A 24666-nucleotide genomic window follows, 5' to 3' on the forward strand; every position below is an offset into this window, starting at 1 on the left:
CGTTAAGGTTATATTTGGTTGGTAATAAATTCAGACAATACAGGTCCTCTGGCGAGGGCGGCACTGTCCTTTACTGAATTCAAAGTAACCGAATGGGATCAGCATTTACTGTTCAAGTTTTTGACTATTCGTCTCATTTTCACGGGGCCGTTCAATGAGATACTACAAACAGATTAACCTTTCTAAACCAAGAATTTAAAGGAGCCTGAAATTTTAGTTTACGCGCACATTATCATTAGAAATAAAACCGGTAAACGCAAAAAGCCTTACCGGACGTGGTAAGGCTTGATGAAATCTGCTCCCTCTGCTGGGCTCGAACCAGCGACCCTCTGATTAACAGTCAGATGCTCTAACCAGCTGAGCTAAGAAGGAGTACTCTGGTATCCGAAAACGGCTTTCTGCTTTAATAAAGAACATAAAGTGTTGTCCGATTTGGGAATGCAATATTAGGGCTTTTAAATTATTTATGCAATATTTGCAGTGAAAAATATTGAAAAAATTTTAAAATAAAACATATGAGCCTGATAATCATAGGGACTGTAGCATTTGATGCTATTGAAACTCCCTTCGGAAAGACTGATAAGATCGTTGGTGGCGCTGCTACCTATGCAAGTTTAGCTGCGTCTTACTTCTATAAAAAAGTAAAAATAGTAGGTGTAGTTGGAGATGACTTTCATCAGGCAGATATTGACACCTTTACCACGCATGGTATCGATACAGAAGGGCTGCAGGTTAAAGAAGGCGAAAAGTCTTTCTTCTGGTCTGGAAAATATCACAATGATATGAACAGCAGGGATACCCTGGCTACAGAATTAAACGTTCTGGCGGATTTTGATCCCATCATCCCTGAGAGCTATCAGGACTGCGAATTTCTGATGTTGGGCAATCTGACGCCAAAAATACAACAAACTGTGATCAAACGTCTTAAAAACCGCCCTAAACTGGTTGTTCTGGATACCATGAACTTTTGGATGGATGTAGCTATGGATGATTTACTGGAAACGCTGAAACTGGTAGATGTGCTGACTATTAACGATGAAGAAGCAAGACAATTATCAGGCGAGTACTCTTTGGTGAAAGCATCAAAGAAAATTCTGACGATGGGACCAAAATACCTGATTATCAAAAAAGGTGAACATGGCGCATTACTGTTCCACGAAGATCAGATCTTCTCTGCTCCTGCACTACCTTTAGCAGAAGTTTTTGACCCAACTGGTGCTGGAGATACTTTTGCCGGTGGATTTATCGGTTATCTGGCTAAAGTCGGTACTGTGAATTTTAACAATATGAAAAACGCGATCATCTTTGGCTCTGCATTAGCATCGTTCTGTGTAGAAAAATTTGGTACAGAAAAAATTGTAAATCTTACTGATGAGGAGGTTGCTGCACGTGTACAGCAGTTTGTGAACCTGAGCACATTTACGATCGAAGCTTAAATGACATATACCGGATAACGCGCCGGTATGATCCTGATAAATCAAATTTCTTAAAAGCGGCAGCACTTTAAATGGAAGCCCTCACAATTCAACAGTTGTAGGGGGATTGCAGAAAAAAGGCTGCCGTTTTTTATGGCTTTAGTTTACCAACAGGTGTAAATTTTTCAAACACTCCCGCTGTGTGCGGCGCATCTGCCAGCTCATCGGTCAGGTCCTGCCCCGCCCAGTGTTCATAATGCTTTCCGTTTCTCCACAGCCTGCTTTCGCCAACATCGTAGATCAGGCCATTGTAAGCCACCCAGATTTGTGGTTTGTCCTCGCCATTGCGCAGAGCCAGCTGCTGTTTTGTGTATTCCGGTAAATCCATCAGCTGCGTGCCCTGCTTTTAAAAAGTTCGAAAAGATAGATACTCAGCAGCAGCATTGACATAAAATAAAAATGCGCCTCAAAAGGAATATGTGCAAGATTGAAATTTAGCGTTTCTTCAGTAGTGTACTGTATGACAGGAAGAGAAGATAAGATCCCATATACTATATAAAACAAGATCAGCGAAACAAGAAACGCACGATAAAACCTGTACATAAATCTGATTTTGCTTACATATTCGATATATAGCAAAAACACAAGCAGGATCGAAAAGGTAAAAACTGTAAAAAGCTTCTGGTGCCCAAAATATAACATTGCAATACACACGCCCAAAAGAATATTACTAAGGGCAAGACTATACTTTTCAAGGGTATTAGCAGGAAAAAGTCTGTTCAGGAAAAGATAGACCGCCATTCCGCTGAGCGGAAGCAGCATAGACAGCAGCAGTTCTTCTGCAGGCAGTTCCCATAAAGTCATACCGCTCAGATAAGGAGGATTAAAAACAATCACCTTCAGCTGCGTTAGAAATTCCGTGGGTACCGAAAAGACAAAAACGTTGATCAGGACAGCGAGAATGATGAATTTGCTTTGAGCCGCAAAATTCAGTTGCTTATTCGAAAACACCAATATGGAGAATAATAGTAGTCCGAGGTTGATCAGCAGGTAGGTATAGTTCATTGACCTTTAAGTATGATAAGCGCCAAAAATAAACTTTTGATCCCGGATTCAGGCGAGCCGCAGTACAAAAAAAGCGGCTGATCGTAATGATCAGCCGCTTTATGTTATCATAAGGTATTGAATAACGTTATACGGGACTGGATGTATTAAGTATTAAAGTATCTCAGTTCCCAGAATTTCTTTTGAATAAGTCTTCAGGTATTTTTTAAGTATCTGGCGGGCTACATGGATCCTTGTCTTTACTGTTCCGATTGGAATTTCAAGCATATCAGCAATCTCATGGTATTTATATCCCTCAAAGTATTTTACAAACGGAACATGATATTCAGGCTGAAGTGTTGCCAAGGCTTTATTGATGTCTCCGATTACAAATTTACTGTCAATTGTATTTTTTGTAGCACTGTAGTGCAGATTGGCAGAGGAAATATCTTCAGACTTGGTAATCAGTGCATTGGTTTTAACCAGGCGCCTGTAGTTATTGATAAAAGTATTTTTCATGATGGTAAACAACCATCCTTTAAGATTTGTGCCGTCTTTAAACTTGCTATAGTAAGTAACCGCTTTTAGCATCGTATCCTGAACAAGATCGTTGGCATCTTCAATATCTTTAGTAAAATTTAAAGCGAATGACTGCAAAGAAACCGAGTGGTTATGGAGCTGGAGGTTAAATTCATTTTTTGTCATAATCTTTTAAGTTTTAAGGTTAAAGAGCAAACAAACAGGTTGATAGAGTGGCGTCGTCTGTTTGTTTAATCTTGCTTGCTAACCTTAATACAACATATGTACCAAAAAATCAATTCATAGCCTTAAGAAAAAAAATGCAGGTTTAGAATTATAATTCTAATGATTGTCACAAAATATTTACTTCACGCTCCAGTTTTACACCAAATTTCGCTTCAACTGTGTCTATGATCTTTTCCGAAAAACTATACACTTCTGTCCCTGTAGCCTGCCCATGGTTGACCAGTACAAGTGCCTGGTTCTTCCAGGTACCCGTATTGCCATCTACAATGCCTTTAAATCCGCAGGATTCAATCAACCAGCCTGCCGCGAGTTTTACCTTTTCTTTTCCTGCGGGATAACTGATCAGATCAGGAAAAGTTTGAATAATCGATTCATATTCAGCTTTGCCGATAATCGGGTTTTTAAAAAAGCTGCCCGCATTACCTATTGTTGAGGGATCCGGCAATTTACTTACCCGGATCTCTGCTACTATCTTGGATATATCAGCAATAGTAGGCCGCCTGATACCTCTTTCTGCAAGCACAGACTGTATCGCTCCGTACTGTGAATTGATCCTTGCCTGGGTGTTCAACCTGAACGTTACAGCGGTAATCAGATACTGTCCTTTCAGATCGTTTTTAAAGATACTGTCGCGGTAGGCAAAGTGGCAGTCTTCAAAATCAAAGATTTTGAATTCGCCCGTAGCGATTTCGAATGCTGTGCATGACTCAAATATATCCTTAAGTTCTACACCGTAAGCACCAATATTTTGTATGGGCGACGCTCCCACTGTTCCGGGGATCAGGCTCAGGTTTTCCATACCGGCAAACTCCTGTTCCACACAGTAATTCACCAGATCGTTCCATACAATACCTGCACCGGCTGTTACCAGTACCTGGTCTTCGTCTTCTGCAGACCGCGCAGCCCTAATGCCAGGAATACTCACCTTCAGCACCAACCCATCAAAGTCTTTAGTAAATAGCATATTACTGCCACCGCCAAGTACCAATAACTGGTTCTCTTTAAAAACAGGATCAAGTCTCAGCGCGCGAAGGTCTTCTTCATTGTTTATTTCGGCAAAGAAACGCGCTTTCACATCGATACCAAAAGTGTTGTAAGATTTTAGGGATTTATTTTCCTGCAGTAAATACATATGGGCAAAGGGTTATTTACGGCAAATGTAGATATACTATTTATACTATAGTCATAGGTTTGATCACAAAATGAGGATAGCGGCCATAAAACTGCAATTTTCAAATTATCGTTTCAATGTAAATGTTATGACCTGTAATAAACTTGTTAAGTAAAATATTTAATTATTTTGCATATTTTACGTTCGATTATAACCTTATTTAAGCCGTAACCCCAATTGAAAAAAAGCAAGCCTGATTAACATGGAAAATCAAGATAAAAAAAGACTTTTAATCATAGATGCAGCCCTAAAACGATTCGCACACTATGGACTCGCAAAAACTACCATGACCGAGATTGCGAAGGACATTTCTTTTTCAAAAGCCTTACTTTATTATTACTTCCCCGACAAACTTAGTTTATATGTAAGTGTGATCGAAAACATGATGCATACGCTGAGCAGAGACCTGATCAAATCCGTTGAGAAAACTTCTACTGCTACTGAGGGGATCCTCATACTTCTTCAGAAAAGACAGGCTTTTATCCAAAAATACTATAAGCTGATTGAATATACCCAAATGATTGGCTCCGAACTCCCCGAAGCACTTTATGAAAAATTCACACGTGCCAGGGCCTTTGAACTCAAAATCATTACCGAATTGCTGAGTAAAGGTAATTTATCGGGCGAACTGGCAGTAGAAGATATCCCCTTCACTACAGAAATATTTGTTGAAGCCGTATCCGGTATCCACTTTAACATCCTCACCCGTGCCAAACACCTCTTCCCGGGAAAGGAGGAATTCAAATTGATCTTCCTGAAGGAAAAACGATTCGCAGAAATCTTTTTGGCTGGTTTAAAGCCAGTTAACAAGTCATAGAATTGTCATTTAACTTATCATATCCCCAATATCGGGGATAAAGTTTTTTTATGCAGAATGCTTGATATATTTTTGACTATAAATACAATAAAGTCAAAAGGTAAAAAAGTAGAATGTTAGAAACTGATAAAAAGAGGGAACTGATTATAGAGGGAGCGATTAAACGTTTTATCCATTTTGGTATTCACAAAACAACGATGAATGAGATTGCAGAAGACCTTTCTGTATCCAAACCATCATTATATTATTATTTTCCCGATAAAACCAGCCTGATACTGGGCGTAATAGAAAAGATCTTCGACGACTATTTCAGCGTATTATATAGAGACCAGAAACTTGGAACGCCGATAGAGACCACCCTGCTGAATATTATCGAAATCAAACATAAGTTCTTCCTGCGTTATTATATGCTTCATCTTTCTTATGGAAATCCAGACTCCTCGTTAAGTTCAGTTGAATTAAAAAACTATCTTGAAACCATGATGGTGAAGAACTTAAGGTTTCATGAAACTGTATTTGAAGCTGCGGTGTCCCGGAAAGAGATTGCTCCGCAGGATGATATTCCCAAAATAGCAGAACTCTACCTGTCCTGCCAGTCGGGCCTCACCTCCCTATGTATTATGCACGGAAACAAAGAACTTTTTCCAGGTAAAAAAGAACTCAAACTCATGAAAGAAAAACAGGTTAGCCTGTCTAAAATATTTATTAAAGGCCTTAAAACTTAAAAAAGACTCAAAAAAAACAGCCTTCCCTACCACAAAAACCAAATTATGAATAAACCTGTAAAATCAATTCCCATCTTATGGGTCTGCCTGCTGATCTCGACAATTGTCAGTGCCCAGCAGCCGCTCACACTTAAAGATGCGCTAAATTTTGCGATCGAGAATAATGCAACAGCAAGGAAGTCGCGTCTCGATATCGATGGCGGCAAGTTCAAAACGCAGGAGGTCCGCTCCCAGGCTTTGCCTCAAATTACCGGAAATGCCTCTTTGACCTATAATGCCATCATCGGCCAGCTGGTTTTTGGTGATCAGGCCTTCCAGCTCGGAAGAAAATGGAATGACAATGCAGGTGTCCAGGTGAGCCAGCAGCTGTTTAACCAAACTGTCTTTACCGGACTGAAAGCTGCAAAAACCAGTGAGAACTTTTATAGCCTGAGTGCCGAGCTTACCGATGAACAGATTATCGAGCAGGTAGCCAATAATTATTACCAGGTACTGGTGAGCAGACAGCATCTTAATGTGCTCGATACCAATATCAAAAATATTAAAGTGGTGGAGAAGATCATTACCAATCAGTATTCAAACGGACTGGCGAAAAAGATCGATGTGGACCGTATAAAGGTAAACCTTACCAACCTGCAGACGCAGCGTGAACAAACAATCAATGCCGTGGTACAACTGGAAAACCAGTTGAAATTCTCCATGGGCATGCCTGTTGGAACGGTGATCAATGTACCGCCGGATGAACTCAAAAAAGTAGAGACGCTTCCTGAGATGGCAGATACTGTAAATATCGCCGGAAGGATAGAAATGAGGTTGTTGAGTGTGCAGCGTGAATTATACACGCTGCAGCGCAAAGCCTATGTAGCAGAATATTATCCTAATTTATCTCTGACAGGAAATCTTTCTACTACAGGCCAGAGTGATCACTTTGACCTCTTTAATAAAAGTGGATCAGCATTCTATTACAATGCTTCGGCTATCGGCCTTACACTGAAGGTGCCTATTTTCAACGGATTTGCAACACGCTCAAGGATCCGTCAGGCAGATATAGATATCAGAAAATCTGATGAAGATATCAGGGAACGATCAAACTCACTCAACCTGGCATATGAGAATGCCAAGATCCAGTTGAGAAACAATATCAATACGATCAAAGCACAGCGCCAGAATGCTACCCTGGCCCAGGAAATCTACAACAGCACGCAAAACAATTATAACAATGGTCTTGCCGCATTAACGGATCTTCTGGATACCGAAAATGCCCTGACAGATGCACAAAACAGTTATACCCAGGCTTTATTAAATTATAAGATCGCCGAAATCCAATTAATCAAATCAAACGGAAATATAAAATCACTATTAAAATGAAAAGAGGAATTATAACTGTCGTTCTTATTATAGTTGTTATCGGGGTAATTGCCTGGATACTGAACAGCAACAAAAAGAAAAATGACGCGCAAACAGCATTGGTTTCTCAGGGCAGCGGGGCGATCAGCGTGCGTGTTGCTACAGTGAAAAAAGAAACCGTTGATTTAGACTTTACTGCAAACGGCAACTTTGCCCCTAATCAGGAATTAAATTTCCTGTCTGAAAATGCAGGCCGTGTCAGCGCCATCTATGCAGATGAGGGCGACCATGTAAAAAAAGGACAGGTGATCGCACGCATCGATGCAGAGATCATCAATACTGACAGGGAAACTGCCCAGGCCACGCTGGATAATGCTATTAAGGATGAAGCAAGATATGCAAGCTCTTTTAGTACCGGCGGTGTAACACAACAGCAGCTCGACCAGGCTAAACTGGCAACAAAAAATGCGAGATTGAGATTGCAGAGCTCTGCCCGCAGAGTAAGCGATGCAAATATCAAATCCCCTATCAATGGCATTGTAAATAAGAGATATATCGAAGTTGGTGCCTTTGTGAATGCCCAGGGCACACAGATGTTTGAATTGGTAGATGTTTCAAAACTTAAATTAAAAGTAAACGTGAACGAAAGCCAGGTGGCCAGCCTTAAAACAGGAGACCGGGTACAAATCAAATCAAACGTTTTTCCTGCTGATAACTTTTCGGGAAAGATCACTTTCATTGCTGCCAAAGCAGACGGAACGCTGAACTTCCCTATAGAAATTGAAGTAGAGAACAATCATGCCAATACCATTAAGGCCGGAATGTACGGCACTGCCATTTTTAAATTCCCGGCACAGGCAGCTACTATTACGATTCCCCGCGGTGCATTTGTGGGCAGTGTAAGCAGCAACCAAATTTTTGTGCTGGAGAATGGAAACACGGCAAAGATCCGTAAAGTGATTGCCGGCAGAACGATCAATGATCAGGTGGAAATTATTGAAGGACTGAAAGAAGGTGAAACTGCAATCATCAGCGGACAAATCAATTTGGTGGACGGAAGTCCGGTTACGGCAATTAAATAATTAATATAGATGAAATTAACAGAAATATCTATCAAAAGACCTTCACTTGTCATCGTGGTTTTCACCGTGCTGACGCTGATGGGATTATTGAGCTACTTCTCTCTCAGTTATGAGTTGCTGCCCAAATTCTCCAATAATGTGGTCTCTATTTCTACAATCTACCCCGGAGCATCTCCGAGTGAAGTAGAAAACACCGTTACCAAGAAAATTGAAGATGCGGTATCCTCTATGGAGAATATCAAAAAACTAAATGCCGTATCTTATGAAAGCCTGTCTGTAGTAACCATTACACTGAATGATAAGGCCAATGTAGATCTTTCCCTCAATGAGGCTCAGCGTAAGGTAAACTCGATACTCGCAGATTTACCTACTGATGTAAAAACGCCTTCATTAAACAAGTTCTCATTGGACGATCTGCCGGTAATCACCATGTCTGCCTCGGCAAAAATGGATGATGCTGCATTTTATGACCTGATCGATAAAAGGATCGCACCGATCATCTCAAGGGTGACTGGCGTTGCACAGGTCAATCTGGTAGGCGGACAGGAAAGGGAGATCGAAGTATCCTTGAATGCCGGCAAACTTCAGGGCTACGGCTTATCTGTGCCTCAGGTTCAGCAGTCGATTCTTACTTCCAATCTGGACTTCCCAACCGGTAGCGTAAAAACGCAGGACCAGGATATTCTGATCCGTTTATCGGGTAAATACAAAAACGTAGACGAACTCCGCAACCTGGTGGTGAGTACCGGAAAAGACGGTGCGCAAATCCGCCTGGGAGATATTGCAGATGTACGGGATGCACAAAAAGAAGTAGACAAACTTGCGCGTATCGATCGTAAAGGGGCCATTGCCATCCAGATCATTAAACAATCAGATGCAAATGCCGTAGAAGTAAGCAAGGGTGTGCATAAGGCGATCGACAAACTGATGCTGGATTATAAATCCAACAACCTTAAAATTATCATTGCCAATGACAGTTCTATCTTCACACTGGAGTCTGCCGATGCAGTAATCCACGATTTGGTACTGGCGATTATCCTGGTTGCTTTTGTGATGCTGTTTTTCCTTCACAGTATCCGGAACGCACTGATCGTTATGGTTTCTATCCCTGCCTCCCTGATCGCTACCTTTATTGGGATGAGCCTGTTAGGCTATACCCTCAACCTGATGTCATTGCTGGGATTATCGCTGGTAGTAGGTATCCTGGTGGATGATGCGATTGTAGTATTGGAGAACATCTACCGCCATATGGAAATGGGCAAGAACAAAGTTCGGGCAGCATATGACGCAACCAGCGAAATCGGTTTTACGGTGGTGTCAATTACCCTTGTTATCGTGGTAGTGTTCTTCCCTATCGCGATCAGTACCGGACTGGTTTCCAATATCCTCCGTCAATTCTGCGTGGTGGTAATTATTGCTACGCTTCTCTCCCTGTTTTCTTCATTTACCATTGTACCCCTTCTCTCTTCCCGTTTTGGTAAACTGGAAAAGATCGAGGGCAAAAATATATTCGGTAAGTTCATCCTTTGGTTTGAAGCGCAGCTTCGCAAATTCACAATCTGGATTACCAGCATCCTTAACTGGTCCCTCGCTAACAAAGGAAAAACCATTTTACTGGTAGTTGTGCTTTTCCTGGGTTCATGCAGCCTCATCCCGATGGGTTATATCGGAACGGAGTTTTTCCCCAAGAGTGATAAGGGAGAATTCCTGGTACAGGTGGAGCTCCCGAAAGACGCTTCTATTGAACAGACTAACCTGATTACACAAAAAGCCGAAGCCTTTTTATCAAAGAAACCTGAGATCATCCAACTGATTACTACGGTAGGACAGTCAAGTGGTGACTTTGGTGCATCACAGGCTACGGCTTACAAATCTGAGATCAACGTAAAACTGGTTGAACGGGATAAACGTGCTGATAACTCAAGTATATATGCCACTAAAGTAAGTCGCGAACTGGCCAGGTACCTGGTAGGTGCCAAAGTAAAAACTGTGCCGATCAGTATCCTGGGGATCGCAGAAAATGCGCCTATTGAGCTGGTGGTGATGGGATCTGACCTTGACAGTGCGATGAAATACGCCGAAGGCGCCAAAGCAGTGCTGGCTAAAATTAAAGGGTCTGCCGAGCTGAAACTTTCGGTGGAAGGCGGTAGCCCGGAGATCAACGTACAGGTAGACCGTGATAAAATGGCTGCTCTGGGACTTACCTTACAAACTGTGGGTGCCACCATGCAGACGGCTTTCAGTGGTAATACTGATGGCAAGTTCCGTAAAGGTGAATATGAATATGATATCAACATTCGTTACCAGGATTTTGACCGCAAGAACATAGATGATGTAAGAAACCTGATCTTTGTAAACAGCAACGGGCAGCAGGTTAAACTAACGCAGTTTGCAGCAATTACAGAAGGCGCCGGCCCAAGTCAGCTGGAACGAAGGGATAAGAGTACATCTGTATCGGTAAGAGCGCAGTCAATCGGACGCCCAACAGGTACGATCGTTGCAGAATTTCAGCAGCAACTGCTGGACCTGGAGAAATCGGGTAAACTGAGAAAGCCTGTCGGTGTAAGTTATGTATGGGCAGGGGATGCAGAAAACCAGGGTGACGGCTTTGGTACCCTTGGAATTGCTTTGCTGGCTTCCATCATCCTGGTATACCTGATCATGGTGGCGCTGTATGACAGTTTCGTTTATCCGTTTGTAGTCATGTTCTCTATCCCGCTCTCAGTGATCGGGGCTTTACTGGCCTTATCGCTAACCAATAACGCACTGAATATTTTTACGATCCTGGGACTGATCATGCTGATCGGACTGGTAGCTAAAAATGCGATTATCCTGGTCGATTTTACCAACCAGATGAAAGCTGAAGGAAAGACTACCCACGAAGCACTGATACTGGCTAACCATGCGCGGTTACGCCCTATTTTGATGACAACAATCGCCATGGTGATTGGTATGATGCCGATCGCACTGGCCAGCGGTGCAGGTGCAGAATGGAAAAATGGTTTAGCCTGGGTAATTATTGGTGGTTTGCTCAGTTCGCTGTTCCTTACCCTGATTGTTGTGCCGGTAATGTACCAGATCTTCGACCGCATGCTGGATCGCTTCGGATTCAACAAAAAGGGCGTCACAATCGATGAATTAATGGTGCAGCCTTACGATCACAAAGAGGTAAAAGAATACGATCTGGATCATCAGCACTAAAAGATTTAATTATATTGCAGAAGGGAACCCATTGTGGTTCCCTTTTTGCGTTACATCCAAAAATCCTTTTAGTTTTATGTTATTGAGATCTTTAGCTTTATTATTTTTATGCTGCTTCGCCCTGAATTTAAAAGCGCAGCATCCTCCGGTTTTTGAAGGTATGACCAGCGATAGTGCCTATGTAACACTTGGAGATCTGGATGTTGGTTTGATCAACTACAAATACAGCGACCAGAATATTCACTTTCTTGCGATACATGATGACGAGGACACTGGTGTAAAAGCGGCATTCAGATATATCAATGACAACGGCGGCACTTTGCTGGACTGCCAGTACGGTGGAGTGCGGAACTATAAATTCATCTATGAGGATGAGGAATATCAGACTGACCCCAACAGTATCTATACCAAAAAAGGAATTAAAGCTGGCCTGCAGAAATATGGCATCTGGGACGACAATGTGATCCTGGAGCTGGAGAAAGCCGGAAAGGCTATCCTTAACACCTACAATCCTAAAAAAGCAGGTTATATATTTACCTTACATAACAACGCCGATGGCGGATTCGGTGTGAGCAGCTATCTGAAGGGTTATGAGCTGGAAGGTACAGCCGATTCAGTGCATATCAATTTCGAAATGGATAATGACGACATGCTGCTGGTAACTGAACTGGCCGTTTTTAACCTGCTTAAAAAAGAAAATGTCAATGTGGTGCTGCAATCCAAAGATGCAGTAGATGATGGCTCACTATCTATCTATGCTATGCAGAATAACATCCCATACATCAATGCCGAGGTACAGCACGGACATATTGATGAACACTTACGGCTGATCAAGATCGGAGCAAGAGTTCTGGCTCAGGTTTATCCGGCAACTGGCATTAAAGAACCGATACCGGAATAACTTGTTTACAGGGTTCATCATACCGGAGTGCTACATGTGCGGTCTAATCGCATAGGGTTTCAGTTTTTAAAAATAAGTGTATGCTGTATTCCGGCTGCATTAATTTGCTGAGCAAAAGAACGTCAGGCCGGAATACAGCATACACTTATTTTTTTGAAAGATCTTTTATGCCAACGCCCTACAGGATCATCTAAAAAAAAACAGTGTACCATATGACGGCCTCGCTTTCTTTTGCGTAGCAAATTAATGCAGCCGTCATATGGTACACTGTTTTTTTAGCGAAGCATGAAACAACTCAGGCGTCATGCTAACAGGTCTCAAACATTATGTTTCAGAAGCAAGTCATTCAATTTTAGATATGAATAGCCCTGTTCGCCGTCGCCGCCATAGCTGCTTCCTTCAAAGCCTCAGTGTAAGTCGGGTGGGCATGGCAGATCCTTGCAATATCCTCTGCCGAAGCACGGTACTCCATTGCAACAACAGCTTCTGCAATCATATCCGCAGCACGTGGCCCGATCATATGTATACCCAGGATTTCGTCAGTAGCTTCATCTGCAAGTACTTTTACAAAACCATCCGTATCCATACTGGCTTTTGCACGTCCGCTGGCTTTGAAAGGGAAAGATCCGATTTTGTATTTAGTTCCCTTTTCTTTTAACTGCTCTTCAGTAGCACCTACTGAAGCCACTTCAGGCCAGGTGTAAACCACACCGGGAATCAGGTTATAATTGATATGTGGTTTTTGTCCGGCAATAGTTTCGGCAACATAAACCCCTTCATCTTCTGCTTTATGTGCAAGCATTGCACCAGTGATCACATCACCGATGGCATATACACCGGGAACGGAAGTTTCAAGATGTGCATTCACAGGAATTTTATTTCCGCGTTCTTCAGTTTTGATACCGATATTTTCCAGTTCTAATCCTGCAGTGTAGGCTGTACGGCCAACAGCTACGATACAGTAGTCAGCTTCCAGTTTCACATCCTCGCCTTTGGCATTTTGTGCAGTAACTGTTACCGTTTCACCGTTGTTAGTTGCACCAGTTACTTTGTGTCCCATATAGAACTCCATGCCCAGTGATTTTTTCAGTACGCGCTGTAATTCCTTTCCGAGTCCGGCATCCATTGTAGCAATCAGGGAAGGCAGGAATTCTACTACCGAGACCTTGGTACCCAAACGTGCATAAACGGAACCCAGCTCAAGGCCGATCACGCCACCACCAATTACAACCATGGTTTTCGGTACTTCAGTGATGTTCAGGGCTTCGGTAGAAGTGATGATACGTTGTTTGTCTACTGGCAGAAACGGCAATGCTGTTGGTTTGGACCCCGTAGCAATCACAACATTTTTGGCAGTAATATTTTCTGTAGTTCCGTCAGTTTTAGTGATCTTGATCGTGTTTTTATCCACGAAAGAGCCCAGGCCTTCGAAACTGTCAATTTTATTCTTTTTAAACAGGTAAGTGATACCTGCGGTATTTTGTGCAACCACATCATTTTTACGGGCAATCATCTGAGGCATATTCACGCTCAGGTTTTGCAGGTCTATACCATGAGTAGTAAAAGTGTGCGCTGCATTGTGATAGTGCTCCGAAGAATCAAGCAACGCTTTGGACGGAATACAACCCACATTCAGGCAGGTACCTCCAAAAGTCTTATACTTTTCTATAACCGCTGTTTTTAAGCCTAATTGTGCACATCTGATTGCACTTACATAACCACCAGGACCAGAACCAATAATAACGACGTCGTATTGCATATATGAAAAATTTTGTTGAGCAAAGTTAATAAACCGCCCAACAAATAAAGCATCAAAACAGGTTTATTGCAATTCTCTTATCTGATCACCACAAATTCAGTTTGAGTTAATGTTTCCTTCCTGGTATTATGGTTTAAAAACCTTCCCTTGAGCCTACTAATACGGTAAGTGTCAAAAGTCCTAAGGATTTCGGGCCTTGCATTCTGAGGAACATACTGATCAAGAAATTCCTTTTCACCATACAAAATATAGGGTTTTGACGGCAGCAGATTTTCCTCCCCCGGGTATAAAAAGTGAAGCGGTGCATCCGCATAGAAATCCAGTCCGTAACCAAAGCCTATACGCGTTTGCACTACCGGTAAATGCTCAGGGTTATGTTTATTGATCCAGAATGCAGCTTCACTGTCCCCCTGATATTTTAATAAGGCCGGATAATAGGCAAGGTTGAAGTATACATTGACAAAGAAAACTACAGCACAGCATTGGAAAAGTACCCTGAACCTGCCGTTTGTACCGGTTCTGGAAACGATCACAAATAAGAGCAGCACCAATGCCAGCAACAGCCAGCAGAGCGCCGGAATATTTTCAGGACGGAAGAAATAATGCAGCAGCAATACCAGAAGGACCATCAGACTACTTACGATCAGCTGTGTAATGCGTATAGCCTTAACAGAGTTTTCCAGTTTCAGGTTCCAGAGATATTGGGCGCAGAGAATTGAGAAAAAAGGAAAAACGATGACAATATAAAATGGCAGCTGAAACTTTGAAACCGAGAACACCAGCAGTGTGAGCAGTGAACCTGACACGCAAAACCATTCGGCAAGCTTTGGCTGCGCGAAATTTTTTCGGAAAAACTGGTATAGCGCCGTATAGAACAAGAGGCTCCAGGGTAAATAGGCCCAGAGGATCGTATGTAAAAAGAAGGTAGGATCTCCATTGGCTTTTTTGATCGGCCCGTTATTAAAGAAACGGCCAAACTGGCTGTCCCAAAAGAAAAACCTGATGCCCGAAGTATGCTGATGCCCGAACACAATCTTTTCAGGATGGAGATCAAACTGTAAATACAGCGTATACAATTCCGGCAGGATAAAGACCAGTACCAGGATAAGTGCCAGCAGCCAGCGGAAGCTGAATACCGTTTTCCAGTCTTTTCTGACCAGCAGGTCTCCGCCGATGGCGCCCACTATGGGAATCAGTGCAAAGATCCCTTTTGTCATCACCGCACATGCTGCAAATAACGCAGCCAACACGAGGTGTAAAAACCATTTCCTGCCCAGCGCTTTATAAAAGTGATAAACACTCCCGATGATCAGGCCTGTGAGGTATGGCTCTGCACGTACATCCATCGTACAGATCAGGATATGCTGCGCCGTAAGCAAGATCAGCGCTGCCCATAAGCCTACCTGTTTTCCATATAACTCTTTTGCAAACTTGTACGTATAAAATGCCGCAACTAATATAAACAACACACCCGGGAGCTTATAAGCCCATCCCGCTACACCAAACAACTGAAAGAAAACCGCGGTAACCCAAAACGGAAAATGCGGTTTATCCAACCAGTCTTTTCCCTGCGCAAACAACTCTGAAAAGTTGTTATGCTGTGCCATGTTTTTGGCAATCGAAGCATATAAAGCACCGTCCGGCCCCATTACAGGCACAAATAATCCTGTGAAATTAATAAGCACGGCAATACCGATAAAAAGGTACAACCATTTGTTGTGCTGTTCTGCAGGCGGGTTGCCGGCCGGATGGTATTCTGGCGATATCATGGTATGGTATTAAACGTGATAAAGGTAAATGAAATATAAATCTAATCAGCTTGCGATAAAAAAGAATTGCAAGCCTTATATTTAACCTTTATGATCAACCAGCCCCTGATGAAAAGAATATTTTACAGTATTGCGCTGCTCTGTCTGACAGTATGCAATGCAGACGCGCAATTATTAAAGCCAAAGAATACTTTCAGCCGTGCAGATAGCTTAAGAGGAATGCTCACGCCACTACGCAGCTGTTACGACATCAACTATTATCACCTTGACGTGAAAATAGACATAGACCAGCAAACAATTGCTGGCAGCAATGAATTTAAGTTCAGCGCCATGTCTGATTTCTCTATGCTTCAGTTCGACCTGTTCAGCAATCTCAACATCGATAAGATAGAATATAAAGGCCGGGAGCTTTCTTACAAAAGAGAATTCAATGCAGTATTTGTGACCTTTCCTGTCAGGATTAAAAAAGGGAGCAAAGACAGCTTTAAGGTCTTTTATTCGGGTAAGCCAATCATCGCTGCTAATCCACCATGGGACGGCGGGTTTATATTTAAAACTGATAAAGCCGGTAAACCCTGGGTATCTGTTGCCTGCGAGGGCCTGGGTGCAAGTTCCTGGTGGCCAAATAAAGATCACCTGAGTGACGAGGTAGACAGTATGCTGGTGAGTATCAGCATCCCAAAAAACCTGAAAGAAATATCCAACGGCCGTTTGCGGAGTGTTAAGGATCAGCCTGATGGCTATCAGCAGTACAACTGGTTTATTGGCAATCCGATTAATAATTATGATGTAACCTTCTATATTGGTGATTATGCGCACTGGACAGATCAGTATCAGGGCGAAAAAGGAGATCTCAGCCTCAATTTCTGGTCGCTCAAAGCAGACAGCCTGCTGGCAAAACCACACTGGGATGCGGATGTGAAACGTATGCTAAAATCTTTTGAATACTGGTTTGGCCCCTATCCATTTTATAAAGATGGTTATAAGCTGGTAGAAGCGCCGCATCTGGGAATGGAGCATCAGAGTGCGGTAGCTTATGGAAATGAGTTTAAAATGGGTTACAAGGGCAGGGACCTTTCGGGCACAGGATGGGGCTTGAAATTTGATTTTATCACTGTACATGAGAGTGGGCATGAATGGTTCGGAAATAATATCACCATTAAAGATGTGGCCGATATGTGGGTGCATGAGGGTTTTACCAATTACTCAGAACCTTTGTTCCTTGAATCCAATTATGGTAAAGATGCTGCAAACGCCTATGTGCAGGGCCTGAGGAAAATCATCAAAAATGACATCCCGGTCATTGGCGTTTACAATGTCAACAAAGAAGGATCGGGCGACATGTATCCCAAAGGAGCAAACATGATCCATACCATCAGACAGCTGATTGGTAACGATGAAAAGTTCAGGGCCATTTTAAGAGGATTAAACCAGACATTCTATCACCAGACTGTTACTACGGCTCAGATAGAAAACTATATTGCCGCACAAAGCGGTTTAAAACTCAGCAAAGTATTTGATCAGTATCTGAGAACAACAAAGATACCTGTCCTCAGTTATCAGATTTCCGGCAACAATCTGTCATACCACTGGGAGAATGTTGTGCCAGGCTTTGATATGCCCGTTAAAGTTACCCTGAAACCAGGAATGTATACATTTATATATCCTTCAGATAAATGGAAAGAAACAGTTATTTCCGGGATCACTGATAGTACCTTTAAAGCAGATCCGAATTTTTATGTTCAGGTAAAAACCAAATAAATGCCTGGTGATGCAACGAATAACAATCAGCAACGTCTTATCAACTACAACAACTATAGTATAATCAAGATAACCTAAACACTAACAAACCTATGAAAACATTAAAAGCCCTTGTACTCCTGGCCTTAGTCTTATTCAGCTATACATCAGGCATCGCTTCTGCAAAAGGCAACAGCGCTCATGCTATCAAAAACAATATTTCTGCCTTTCAGGATGCGAGACCTCTGGGCAGCTTTAAAGGTATTGCTGCAGGCGGGCCGCTCAATATAAAGGTAACAATGGCCGGTACAGAATCAATTCGTTTTGAAGGGGATAAAGATGCCATTGCAGAGCTGGTAACCGAAGTGGTAAATGGCATACTGACGATCAAACCAAAAACAAAATGGAACGACTGGTCGAGAAGGCACCGTGATGTTGAAATCGCCGTCTACATCAGCGCCAAAAGATTATCTTCTTTAACCATGAGCGGTTCAGGAAATCTGGAAGTAACCAATGCTGTTAACGGACCTGAACTGGTTTCTACCCTGAGCGGGTCGGGTAGCATTAAGGCTACTGCAAATGTAAAATCATTCACGGGCGTACTGAGCGGGTCGGGCAATATCAACCTGACAGGTAAATCTGATGATTCTAATCTTACCATCAGCGGATCAGGAAGTTTTAAAGGCAAAAGCTTTTCAGCTGCTAAAGTTTCTGTACAGATCAGCGGTTCTGCCGATGTATATATCAGGGCCACACAAAATCTGGATGCAGTAATCAGCGGTTCTGGCAGTGTGGTTTACAGCGGAGATGCAACCGTTAAAAAGACGATCATTGGATCAGGCAGTGTTTCAAGGAATTAAAACTGATACCCCAACACCCAAAGATTCTCAGTGTAATTGATCTTCTGGCTTGCCTTATCTACATCGTCACGTCCGGTGGTATGTACGTTTTTCAGGTTGGTTGCGCCAAGTTTGGTGGTATTCTGCAGGTAAAGGAACTTGGTAATATAAAATTTCAGCCCCGCTTTTACAGAGAAGCCGTATCCCGAAATGTTCCAGTGGTTATTTCGCCCTTGTTCAAACAACCGCACGTCAGACCTTGGCACCATCATACCGCCACCGATACCGGTTTCAAGTGTCAGTGATGTTTCTCTGGAAGGTGCAACCCAGATATCGTCATAGCGTTCAAGTTCGATGTTGGCATAGTTAAATCCGTCTGTGTGTTCATACGTCAGCATTTGCGGCGTGACGTTAATCATTTGTCCGTTATACGTACCTGCCAGGGCACCCGTAGGAACACCAGGATCTGAGATACTTGCCCCGATAGTCCCCGTGATAGCAACAGTTTGTGGAATATCCATTACATATTTCATGTGGTCCCATGCCAGGGAAACACTCCAGTTATCTGCAAAAAAGTAACCAAAACGGATGTTGTATTGCGGGACAGTGATCAGTCCCGGATTGAGGTAGTCCCAGCTTAACTTAGACTGTCTGTCATGCGCTACTACATCCTTTAAGGTGAAATCATAGCCTGGTCCCTGAAAGCGGATGTCACTTTTACCGTACCATGAGTGGTTATAGCCCCAGTGGAAATAGAAATCACCTTTTCGGGAGAAGTTTCTTTTTACTTCATTTCCAAAAATACTCTTGCCGAGATCGGCCGGTGTATCAGTATTATCATTCTGAGCCTGGACAGATATTTTACAAAAAATAAGTAAAAGGACGAGTAAGCAGCATTTTTTCACCCGGCAAAAATACAGAATTAGTTGTTAAAACACATTTCAGCAGGTTAAATGACTTCAAGATGGCTAATGGATTAAAAAGCCGTTAAAGAAGGAATAGAGAGAACAAAAAAAATTCCGTACCACAATGCAGCAGTACGGAATTATTTATAGCGCTAAAGGACAAAGCCTTATGCAATAAATCTTATACACCCAGCAGCAAACGTGCAGGATCTTCCAGTAGTTGTTTAACTCTTACCAGGAACCCTACAGATTCTCTTCCGTCAATGATACGGTGATCATATGATAAAGCCAGGTACATCATCGGACGAACAACAACTTCGCCTTTTTCTGCGATAGGGCGTTCAATGATATTGTGCATACCTAAAATTGCAGACTGTGGAGCATTGATAATCGGAGTAGACATCATCGAGCCAAATACACCACCGTTAGTGATTGTAAAAGTACCGCCAGTCATTTCTTCGATTGTTAATTTGCTGTCGCGTGCTTTAGTAGCCAGCTCAATCACAGATTTTTCAATCTGTGCAAGCGTCATGCTTTCTGCATTCCTGATGATCGGAACTACCAACCCCTTAGGTGCAGAAACTGCGATAGAGATATCAACGAAGTCATTAAAAATAACCGCATCACCATCAATCCGTGCATTTACAGCCGGGAAATCTTTCATCGCTTCACAAACCGCTTTGGTAAAGAAGCTCATGAAACCTAATCCCACGCCATATTTCTCTTTAAACTGATCTTTATATTTTCCGCGCAAGTCCATGATCGGCTTCATGTTCACTTCGTTAAATGTAGTTAACATGGCTGTTTCATTTTTCACTGCAACCAGACGTTTTGCAACGGTCTTACGCAATGGAGACATTTTCTCCCTGCGTTCGTTTCTTGATCCTGCTACAGCAGGAGCTGAAACAGCAGCAGGTTTTGCAGCAGGCGCAGGAGCAGCAGCTGCTACTTTCTCCGCTTTCAGTGCGTCTTCCTTTGTGATTCTTCCACCCACACCAGATCCATTTACAGCAGCAGCATCCACGCCTTTTTCAGCAAGGATCTTTCCGGCTGCAGGTGAAGGTGTACCGGCAGCATAACTGTCGGCAGCAACTTTTTCTGCTACAGGTGCAGCAGCTTGCTGATCTGCCGCTACAGCAACTTTCTCTTCAGCAGGAGCTGCAACAGGTACTGCTTTCGGAGCAGCGCCACCATCTTCAATGCTACAAACTACAGCTCCGATGGCTAATGTATCGCCTTCGGCAGCCACTATTTTCAAAGTTCCGGCTTGTTCAGCAGTTAACTCAAAAGTTGCTTTATCAGATTCTAATTCGGCTATTACTTCATCCATTTCCACTGCCTCACCATCATTTTTCACCCAGCGGGACAACACAACTTCGGTAATCGACTCCCCTACTGGCGGAACTTTTATTTCTAGACTCATAATTGATGTATTATATTTTCTAATCTACGTTATATACTTTGTTTACTGATTTTTTCGCGATTTTCTTATCCGCTTCAGTAATATTCATTTCAAAAGCCTTGGCTAAAATAAAAGCCTGCTGATCTGCATGTTGTTTTGCAAATCCGGTAGCAGTACTGCTGCTTTCTTTTCTTGAGATTACCTCAATATCCGAAAATGCAGTTTTCCGTGTTTTACGTAGCAAATAAGGCCATGCACCCATGTTCTCAGGTTCTTCCTGAACCCAAACAGCTTCAGTAGCATTCTTATAGCCTTTATACACAGCTTCCATCTGCGCAAGAGGTGTAGGATACAATTGCTCAACACGTACGATTGCTACATTTTTAATCTCTTCTTTCTGTTGTTTTTCCAGCAGTTCGTAATAAATCTTGCCACTGCAGAACAATACTCTTTTCACGTTATTCGCTTTTACATTGGCATCATCAATCACCTCTTTGAATTTACCATCGGTAAAATCGGCCAGTGGCGATACGCACGCAGGGTGGCGCAATAAACTTTTTGGGGTAAACACGATCAGTGGTTTTCTGAAATCACGTTTAAACTGGCGGCGGATCGCATGGAAGAAGTTAGCCGGTGTAGTACAGTTTGTTACCTGCATGTTGTAATCAGCACACAGTTCCATAAAGCGTTCAATCCTTGCAGATGAATGCTCAGGTCCCTGTCCCTCATAACCGTGTGGCAATAACATGACCAGTCCGTTTTCACGCTGCCATTTAGTTTCTGCACTCGCAATATACTGGTCAACCACAATCTGTGCTCCGTTAAAGAAATCACCAAACTGAGCTTCCCATATCGTTAGTGCGTTTGGATTGGCCATTGCATAACCATATTCAAACCCAAGTACACCGTACTCAGATAAGTGAGAGTTATAAATATCAAAAGGGGCTTGCTGATCTGAAAGGTTGCACAACGGGATATATTCCTCTTCTGAATCTTCGAGGGTTAAAACAGCATGACGGTGCGAGAATGTACCACGCTCAACATCCTGTCCGCTTAAGCGTACTCTTTTTCCTTCCTGAAGCAATGAAGCATAAGCCATTTGCTCACCCATTGCCCAGTCAAACACCTGTGTAGAGGTAGCCATTTTATTCCTGTCGGCAAAAAGTTTCTCAATTTTCTTGAAGAACTTTTTATCAGCCGGTAATGTACTGATCCTTTTCGCAATCTCCAGCAAAGTAGATTTCTTCACAGAAGTATCCGGCGAAGTCACAAAATCCTCAGCACCTGCAATTCTCATATCAGCCCATGCGCCGGCAAATTTCACCGTCTGGTAGGTAGAAGTAATTTCTTTGGCTTCATTCAGTCTTTCCTGCAGGATACCACGGAACTCAACTTCCATCTCTTTTGCAAGACTGGCTTCCATTTTACCTTCAGTAATTAACTGCTGAATATAGATATCCCTGGGGTTAGCATGCTGCTCGATGGTTTTATACAAAAGCGGCTGTGTAAATTTAGGTTCATCTGATTCATTGTGTCCAAATCTGCGGTAACACAGGATATCAATGAATACATCGTTTTTATATTTCTGACGGTATTCCATTGCCAGGTTAATGGCATATACCAAAGCTTCAACATCATCCCCGTTCACATGGAACACTGGAGAAAGCGTTACCTTTGCAATATCCGTACAATACGTACTGGTACGCCCGTCTTTGTAGTTAGTTGTAAAGCCAATCTGGTTATTGATCACCAGGTGAATTGTGCCACCAGTTTTGTAGCCATCAAGGCCAGCCATCTGGATCACCTCATAAACAATACCCTGACCAGCTACCGAAGCATCACCATGGATAAGGATAGGGGCAATACGCGAATTGTCACCTTCGTACTTAAAATCAATTTTAGAACGGGTCATCCCTTCTACCACACCATTTACTGTTTCCAGATGGGACGGGTTAGGGCATAAACTCAGGTGGACGTTTTTACCGGTTTCTGTAGTTACATCAGTAGAGTAGCCCAGGTGGTATTTCACATCTCCTCCAAACGGGGATTCTGCGCTGTAGCCTTTACCTTCAAATTCCGCGAATATATCCTTATAGGTTTTTTGCATGATATTGGCGAGAACATTCAAACGTCCCCTATGTGCCATACCGATCACAAATTCTTCAATACCCAATGCTGCACCTTTCTCAATTACCGAATCGAGGGCAGGTATCAATGCTTCTGCACCTTCCAGTGAAAATCTTTTCTGCCCAAGGAACTTGGTGCCAAGGAAATTTTCAAAGCTTACCGCCTCATTCAGTTTTTTTAGGATTCTTCTTTTTTCCTCGATTGAAAAGTTTGGCGTGTTCTGCACACTTTCCATCTTATTTTCAATCCAGCCCAATACCTCCGGGGTACGTACAAATTTGTATTCCGCACCGATAGACCTGCAGTAAGTCTTTTGAAGAAAGGCAATGATATCACGAAGTTTGGCCGTACCGATGCCCAGTTCTACACCAGAATTAAATGGCGTGTCCAGGTCGGCCTCAGATAACCCAAAGTTTTCAATATCCAGCGTAGGCAAATGCTGACGTCTTTCCCTTACAGGATTGGTATGCGTAAACAGGTGACCGCGCTGACGATAGCCATTGATCATGTTCAGCACATTCACTTCCTTTAAAAATTGCTCAGGAGCAACTTCACTAACTTGTCCGCCTTCTGCTCCCCTTCCGAAATCAAAACCCTCAAAAAACTTTTGCCAGCCAAATTCGACAGCGTTAGGGTCCTCTTTATAAGTTTGATAGATAGAATCGATGTATTCGGCATTTGCGCCGTTGAGATAAGATAAATTATCCATTGTTTATGAATTGATATAAGTATGGCAAAATTAGGATTTTACCGCGTAAAACGGTCATAATTCTTCAAGAAAATCTGTGATGTCACAAACGTTTTTCAGTGGTGTAAGGCGATTGTCTACAAGAATATCAAATTCCGATATTAAACTTCCTGCAACCAGTAAAGGAACATTCACATGCTCCATCACTTTTCCAATTATTTTGTTGATATCTTTTCCCAGGTTCAATGAAGTAAGAACAATAAAAGCGTAGTCTGGCTTGTAGGAAACAATGACTTTTTTCACATCACTGTATGGAATTTCCTGTCCCAGGTAAAGTGTATCCATTCCACAGCTTTTCAGCAGGTACCTCGCAAAAAGCAGTCCGGTTTCATGCATTTCTGCTTCGGGCAGGAATAATAAAAATCTTTTAGGGTTTTCTTTAACAGGTTTTTCAATTTTATCGATCTCGACAATGATTCTGTCGCGGATCAGGTTAGAAGCAAAATGCTCCTGTGAGGGGTCTATTGCACCGGTCTGCCACAGCATCCCAACTTTCTTCATGAAAGGAAAAAGCACCAGGTCCATGGTTTTTGTGAGCCCGAATTCCTCGATACATCCTGAAAGGATTTCTGCAAAAGCAACTTCATCATAATGAAGTGTCGCATCAGACAGACGGAGTACCTGTACAGTGTCATTGTTAAAGTCGGACTGAAACTGCATGACCATTTCAGCAATCTGCTCCTTTGTCATCTTGGCGATCCTACTGATCTTATAGCCCTTTTCATTGAGTGTAACAATATTGAGCAGCAGTTTCAGATCATCTTCATCATAAAACCTGATATTCGTTGGTGTTCTTTTTGGCGGTACCAGATTGTACCTCGCTTCCCACGCTCTGATCGTGTGCGCTTTAATACCTATAAGGCCTTCGATGTCACTGATTGAAAATTTTTTCACTTTCTTCGTTAACAG

Annotated in this window: 19 protein-coding genes and 1 tRNA gene; 9 read left to right on the plus strand and 11 right to left on the minus strand. The window is 42.6% G+C overall.

The window, feature by feature from the left end; all coding sequences use genetic code 11:
• Positions 1-298: 298 nt before the first annotated feature.
• Positions 299-372: transfer RNA gene (locus FN831_RS05885), tRNA-Asn, on the minus strand.
• Between the two features lie 143 nt (positions 373-515).
• Between FN831_RS05885 and FN831_RS05890 the strand changes: the two genes are divergently transcribed.
• Positions 516-1436, plus strand: coding sequence for a PfkB family carbohydrate kinase (locus tag FN831_RS05890; RefSeq protein WP_142527293.1), 921 nt, complete (start codon positions 516-518; stop codon positions 1434-1436).
• Between the two features lie 130 nt (positions 1437-1566).
• Here the strand turns inward: FN831_RS05890 and FN831_RS05895 are convergent, their stop codons facing one another.
• The 4 genes from FN831_RS05895 to murB form a co-directional block, all read right to left on the minus strand.
• Positions 1567-1803 carry a cytochrome b5 domain-containing protein gene (locus tag FN831_RS05895; protein ID WP_142527294.1) on the minus strand — a complete coding sequence of 79 codons (237 nt, stop codon included), beginning with the start codon at positions 1801-1803 and terminating at the stop codon, positions 1567-1569.
• Entirely contained in the window at positions 1803-2480 is a 678-nt protein-coding gene (locus tag FN831_RS05900; RefSeq protein ID WP_142527295.1) for a lycopene cyclase domain-containing protein, read from the minus strand. Before FN831_RS05900 ends, FN831_RS05895 begins: the two co-directional genes overlap by 1 nt.
• Before the next feature lie 153 nt (positions 2481-2633).
• Positions 2634-3164 (minus strand): RNA polymerase sigma factor, encoded by a 531-nt coding sequence (locus tag FN831_RS05905; RefSeq protein WP_142527296.1) that lies wholly within the window; start codon positions 3162-3164, stop codon positions 2634-2636.
• Positions 3165-3330: 166 nt separating this feature from the next.
• Complete coding sequence (gene murB / locus FN831_RS05910; RefSeq protein WP_142527297.1) at positions 3331-4356, minus strand: UDP-N-acetylmuramate dehydrogenase; 1026 nt, start codon at positions 4354-4356, stop codon at positions 3331-3333.
• Positions 4357-4597: 241 nt separating this feature from the next.
• Between murB and FN831_RS05915 the strand changes: the two genes are divergently transcribed.
• From FN831_RS05915 to FN831_RS05940, 6 genes are all read left to right on the plus strand, one after another.
• The gene (locus tag FN831_RS05915) at positions 4598-5212 is read left to right on the plus strand and encodes a TetR/AcrR family transcriptional regulator (RefSeq protein WP_142527298.1); all 615 of its coding nucleotides are present in this window, start codon (positions 4598-4600) and stop codon (positions 5210-5212) included.
• A gap of 113 nt (positions 5213-5325) precedes the next feature.
• Entirely contained in the window at positions 5326-5937 is a 612-nt protein-coding gene (locus FN831_RS05920) for a TetR/AcrR family transcriptional regulator (RefSeq protein ID WP_142527299.1), read from the plus strand.
• Between the two features lie 45 nt (positions 5938-5982).
• On the plus strand, positions 5983-7305 hold the full coding sequence (locus tag FN831_RS05925; protein ID WP_142527300.1) for a TolC family protein: 1323 nt from the start codon (positions 5983-5985) through the stop codon (positions 7303-7305).
• Positions 7302-8366, plus strand: a complete 1065-nt coding sequence (locus tag FN831_RS05930) for an efflux RND transporter periplasmic adaptor subunit (protein WP_142527301.1) — start codon at positions 7302-7304, stop codon at positions 8364-8366. The genes FN831_RS05925 and FN831_RS05930 overlap by 4 nt, the downstream gene beginning before the upstream one ends.
• Positions 8367-8375: 9 nt before the next feature.
• A complete protein-coding gene (locus tag FN831_RS05935) occupies positions 8376-11567 on the plus strand; it encodes an efflux RND transporter permease subunit (RefSeq protein WP_142527302.1) in 3192 nt (1063 codons plus the stop codon).
• A gap of 76 nt (positions 11568-11643) precedes the next feature.
• Positions 11644-12468, plus strand: coding sequence for a hypothetical protein (locus tag FN831_RS05940; protein WP_142527303.1), 825 nt, complete (start codon positions 11644-11646; stop codon positions 12466-12468).
• 352 nt (positions 12469-12820) lie between these two features.
• Here the strand turns inward: FN831_RS05940 and lpdA are convergent, their stop codons facing one another.
• Both lpdA and FN831_RS05950 read right to left on the minus strand, forming a co-directional pair.
• Positions 12821-14227, minus strand: coding sequence for a dihydrolipoyl dehydrogenase (gene lpdA, locus FN831_RS05945; RefSeq protein WP_142527304.1), 1407 nt, complete (start codon positions 14225-14227; stop codon positions 12821-12823).
• Positions 14228-14304: 77 nt separating this feature from the next.
• Positions 14305-15996 carry an ArnT family glycosyltransferase gene (locus FN831_RS05950; RefSeq protein ID WP_142527305.1) on the minus strand — a complete coding sequence of 564 codons (1692 nt, stop codon included), beginning with the start codon at positions 15994-15996 and terminating at the stop codon, positions 14305-14307.
• A 108-nt stretch (positions 15997-16104) separates the two neighbouring features.
• Between FN831_RS05950 and FN831_RS05955 the strand changes: the two genes are divergently transcribed.
• Both FN831_RS05955 and FN831_RS05960 read left to right on the plus strand, forming a co-directional pair.
• The gene (locus tag FN831_RS05955; RefSeq protein ID WP_142527306.1) at positions 16105-17757 is read left to right on the plus strand and encodes a M1 family metallopeptidase; all 1653 of its coding nucleotides are present in this window, start codon (positions 16105-16107) and stop codon (positions 17755-17757) included.
• Positions 17758-17849: 92 nt separating this feature from the next.
• On the plus strand, positions 17850-18596 hold the full coding sequence (locus FN831_RS05960; protein WP_142527307.1) for a head GIN domain-containing protein: 747 nt from the start codon (positions 17850-17852) through the stop codon (positions 18594-18596).
• Here the strand turns inward: FN831_RS05960 and FN831_RS05965 are convergent.
• The 4 genes from FN831_RS05965 to FN831_RS05980 form a co-directional block, all read right to left on the minus strand.
• Positions 18593-19480: a hypothetical protein gene (locus tag FN831_RS05965; RefSeq protein WP_246101372.1), complete on the minus strand. Its 888-nt coding sequence runs from the start codon at positions 19478-19480 to the stop codon at positions 18593-18595. The genes FN831_RS05960 and FN831_RS05965 overlap by 4 nt on opposite strands.
• Positions 19481-19661: 181 nt before the next feature.
• A complete protein-coding gene (odhB, locus tag FN831_RS05970; RefSeq protein ID WP_142527308.1) occupies positions 19662-20903 on the minus strand; it encodes a 2-oxoglutarate dehydrogenase complex dihydrolipoyllysine-residue succinyltransferase in 1242 nt (413 codons plus the stop codon).
• Positions 20904-20922: 19 nt separating this feature from the next.
• Entirely contained in the window at positions 20923-23718 is a 2796-nt protein-coding gene (locus FN831_RS05975; RefSeq protein WP_142527309.1) for a 2-oxoglutarate dehydrogenase E1 component, read from the minus strand.
• Between the two features lie 54 nt (positions 23719-23772).
• Positions 23773-24651 carry a MerR family transcriptional regulator gene (locus tag FN831_RS05980; protein ID WP_246101374.1) on the minus strand — a complete coding sequence of 293 codons (879 nt, stop codon included), beginning with the start codon at positions 24649-24651 and terminating at the stop codon, positions 23773-23775.
• Positions 24652-24666 lie beyond the last annotated feature (15 nt).

It is taken from the genome of Pedobacter westerhofensis, from assembly GCF_900182595.1.
Classification (GTDB): Bacteria; Bacteroidota; Bacteroidia; order Sphingobacteriales; family Sphingobacteriaceae; genus Pedobacter; species Pedobacter westerhofensis.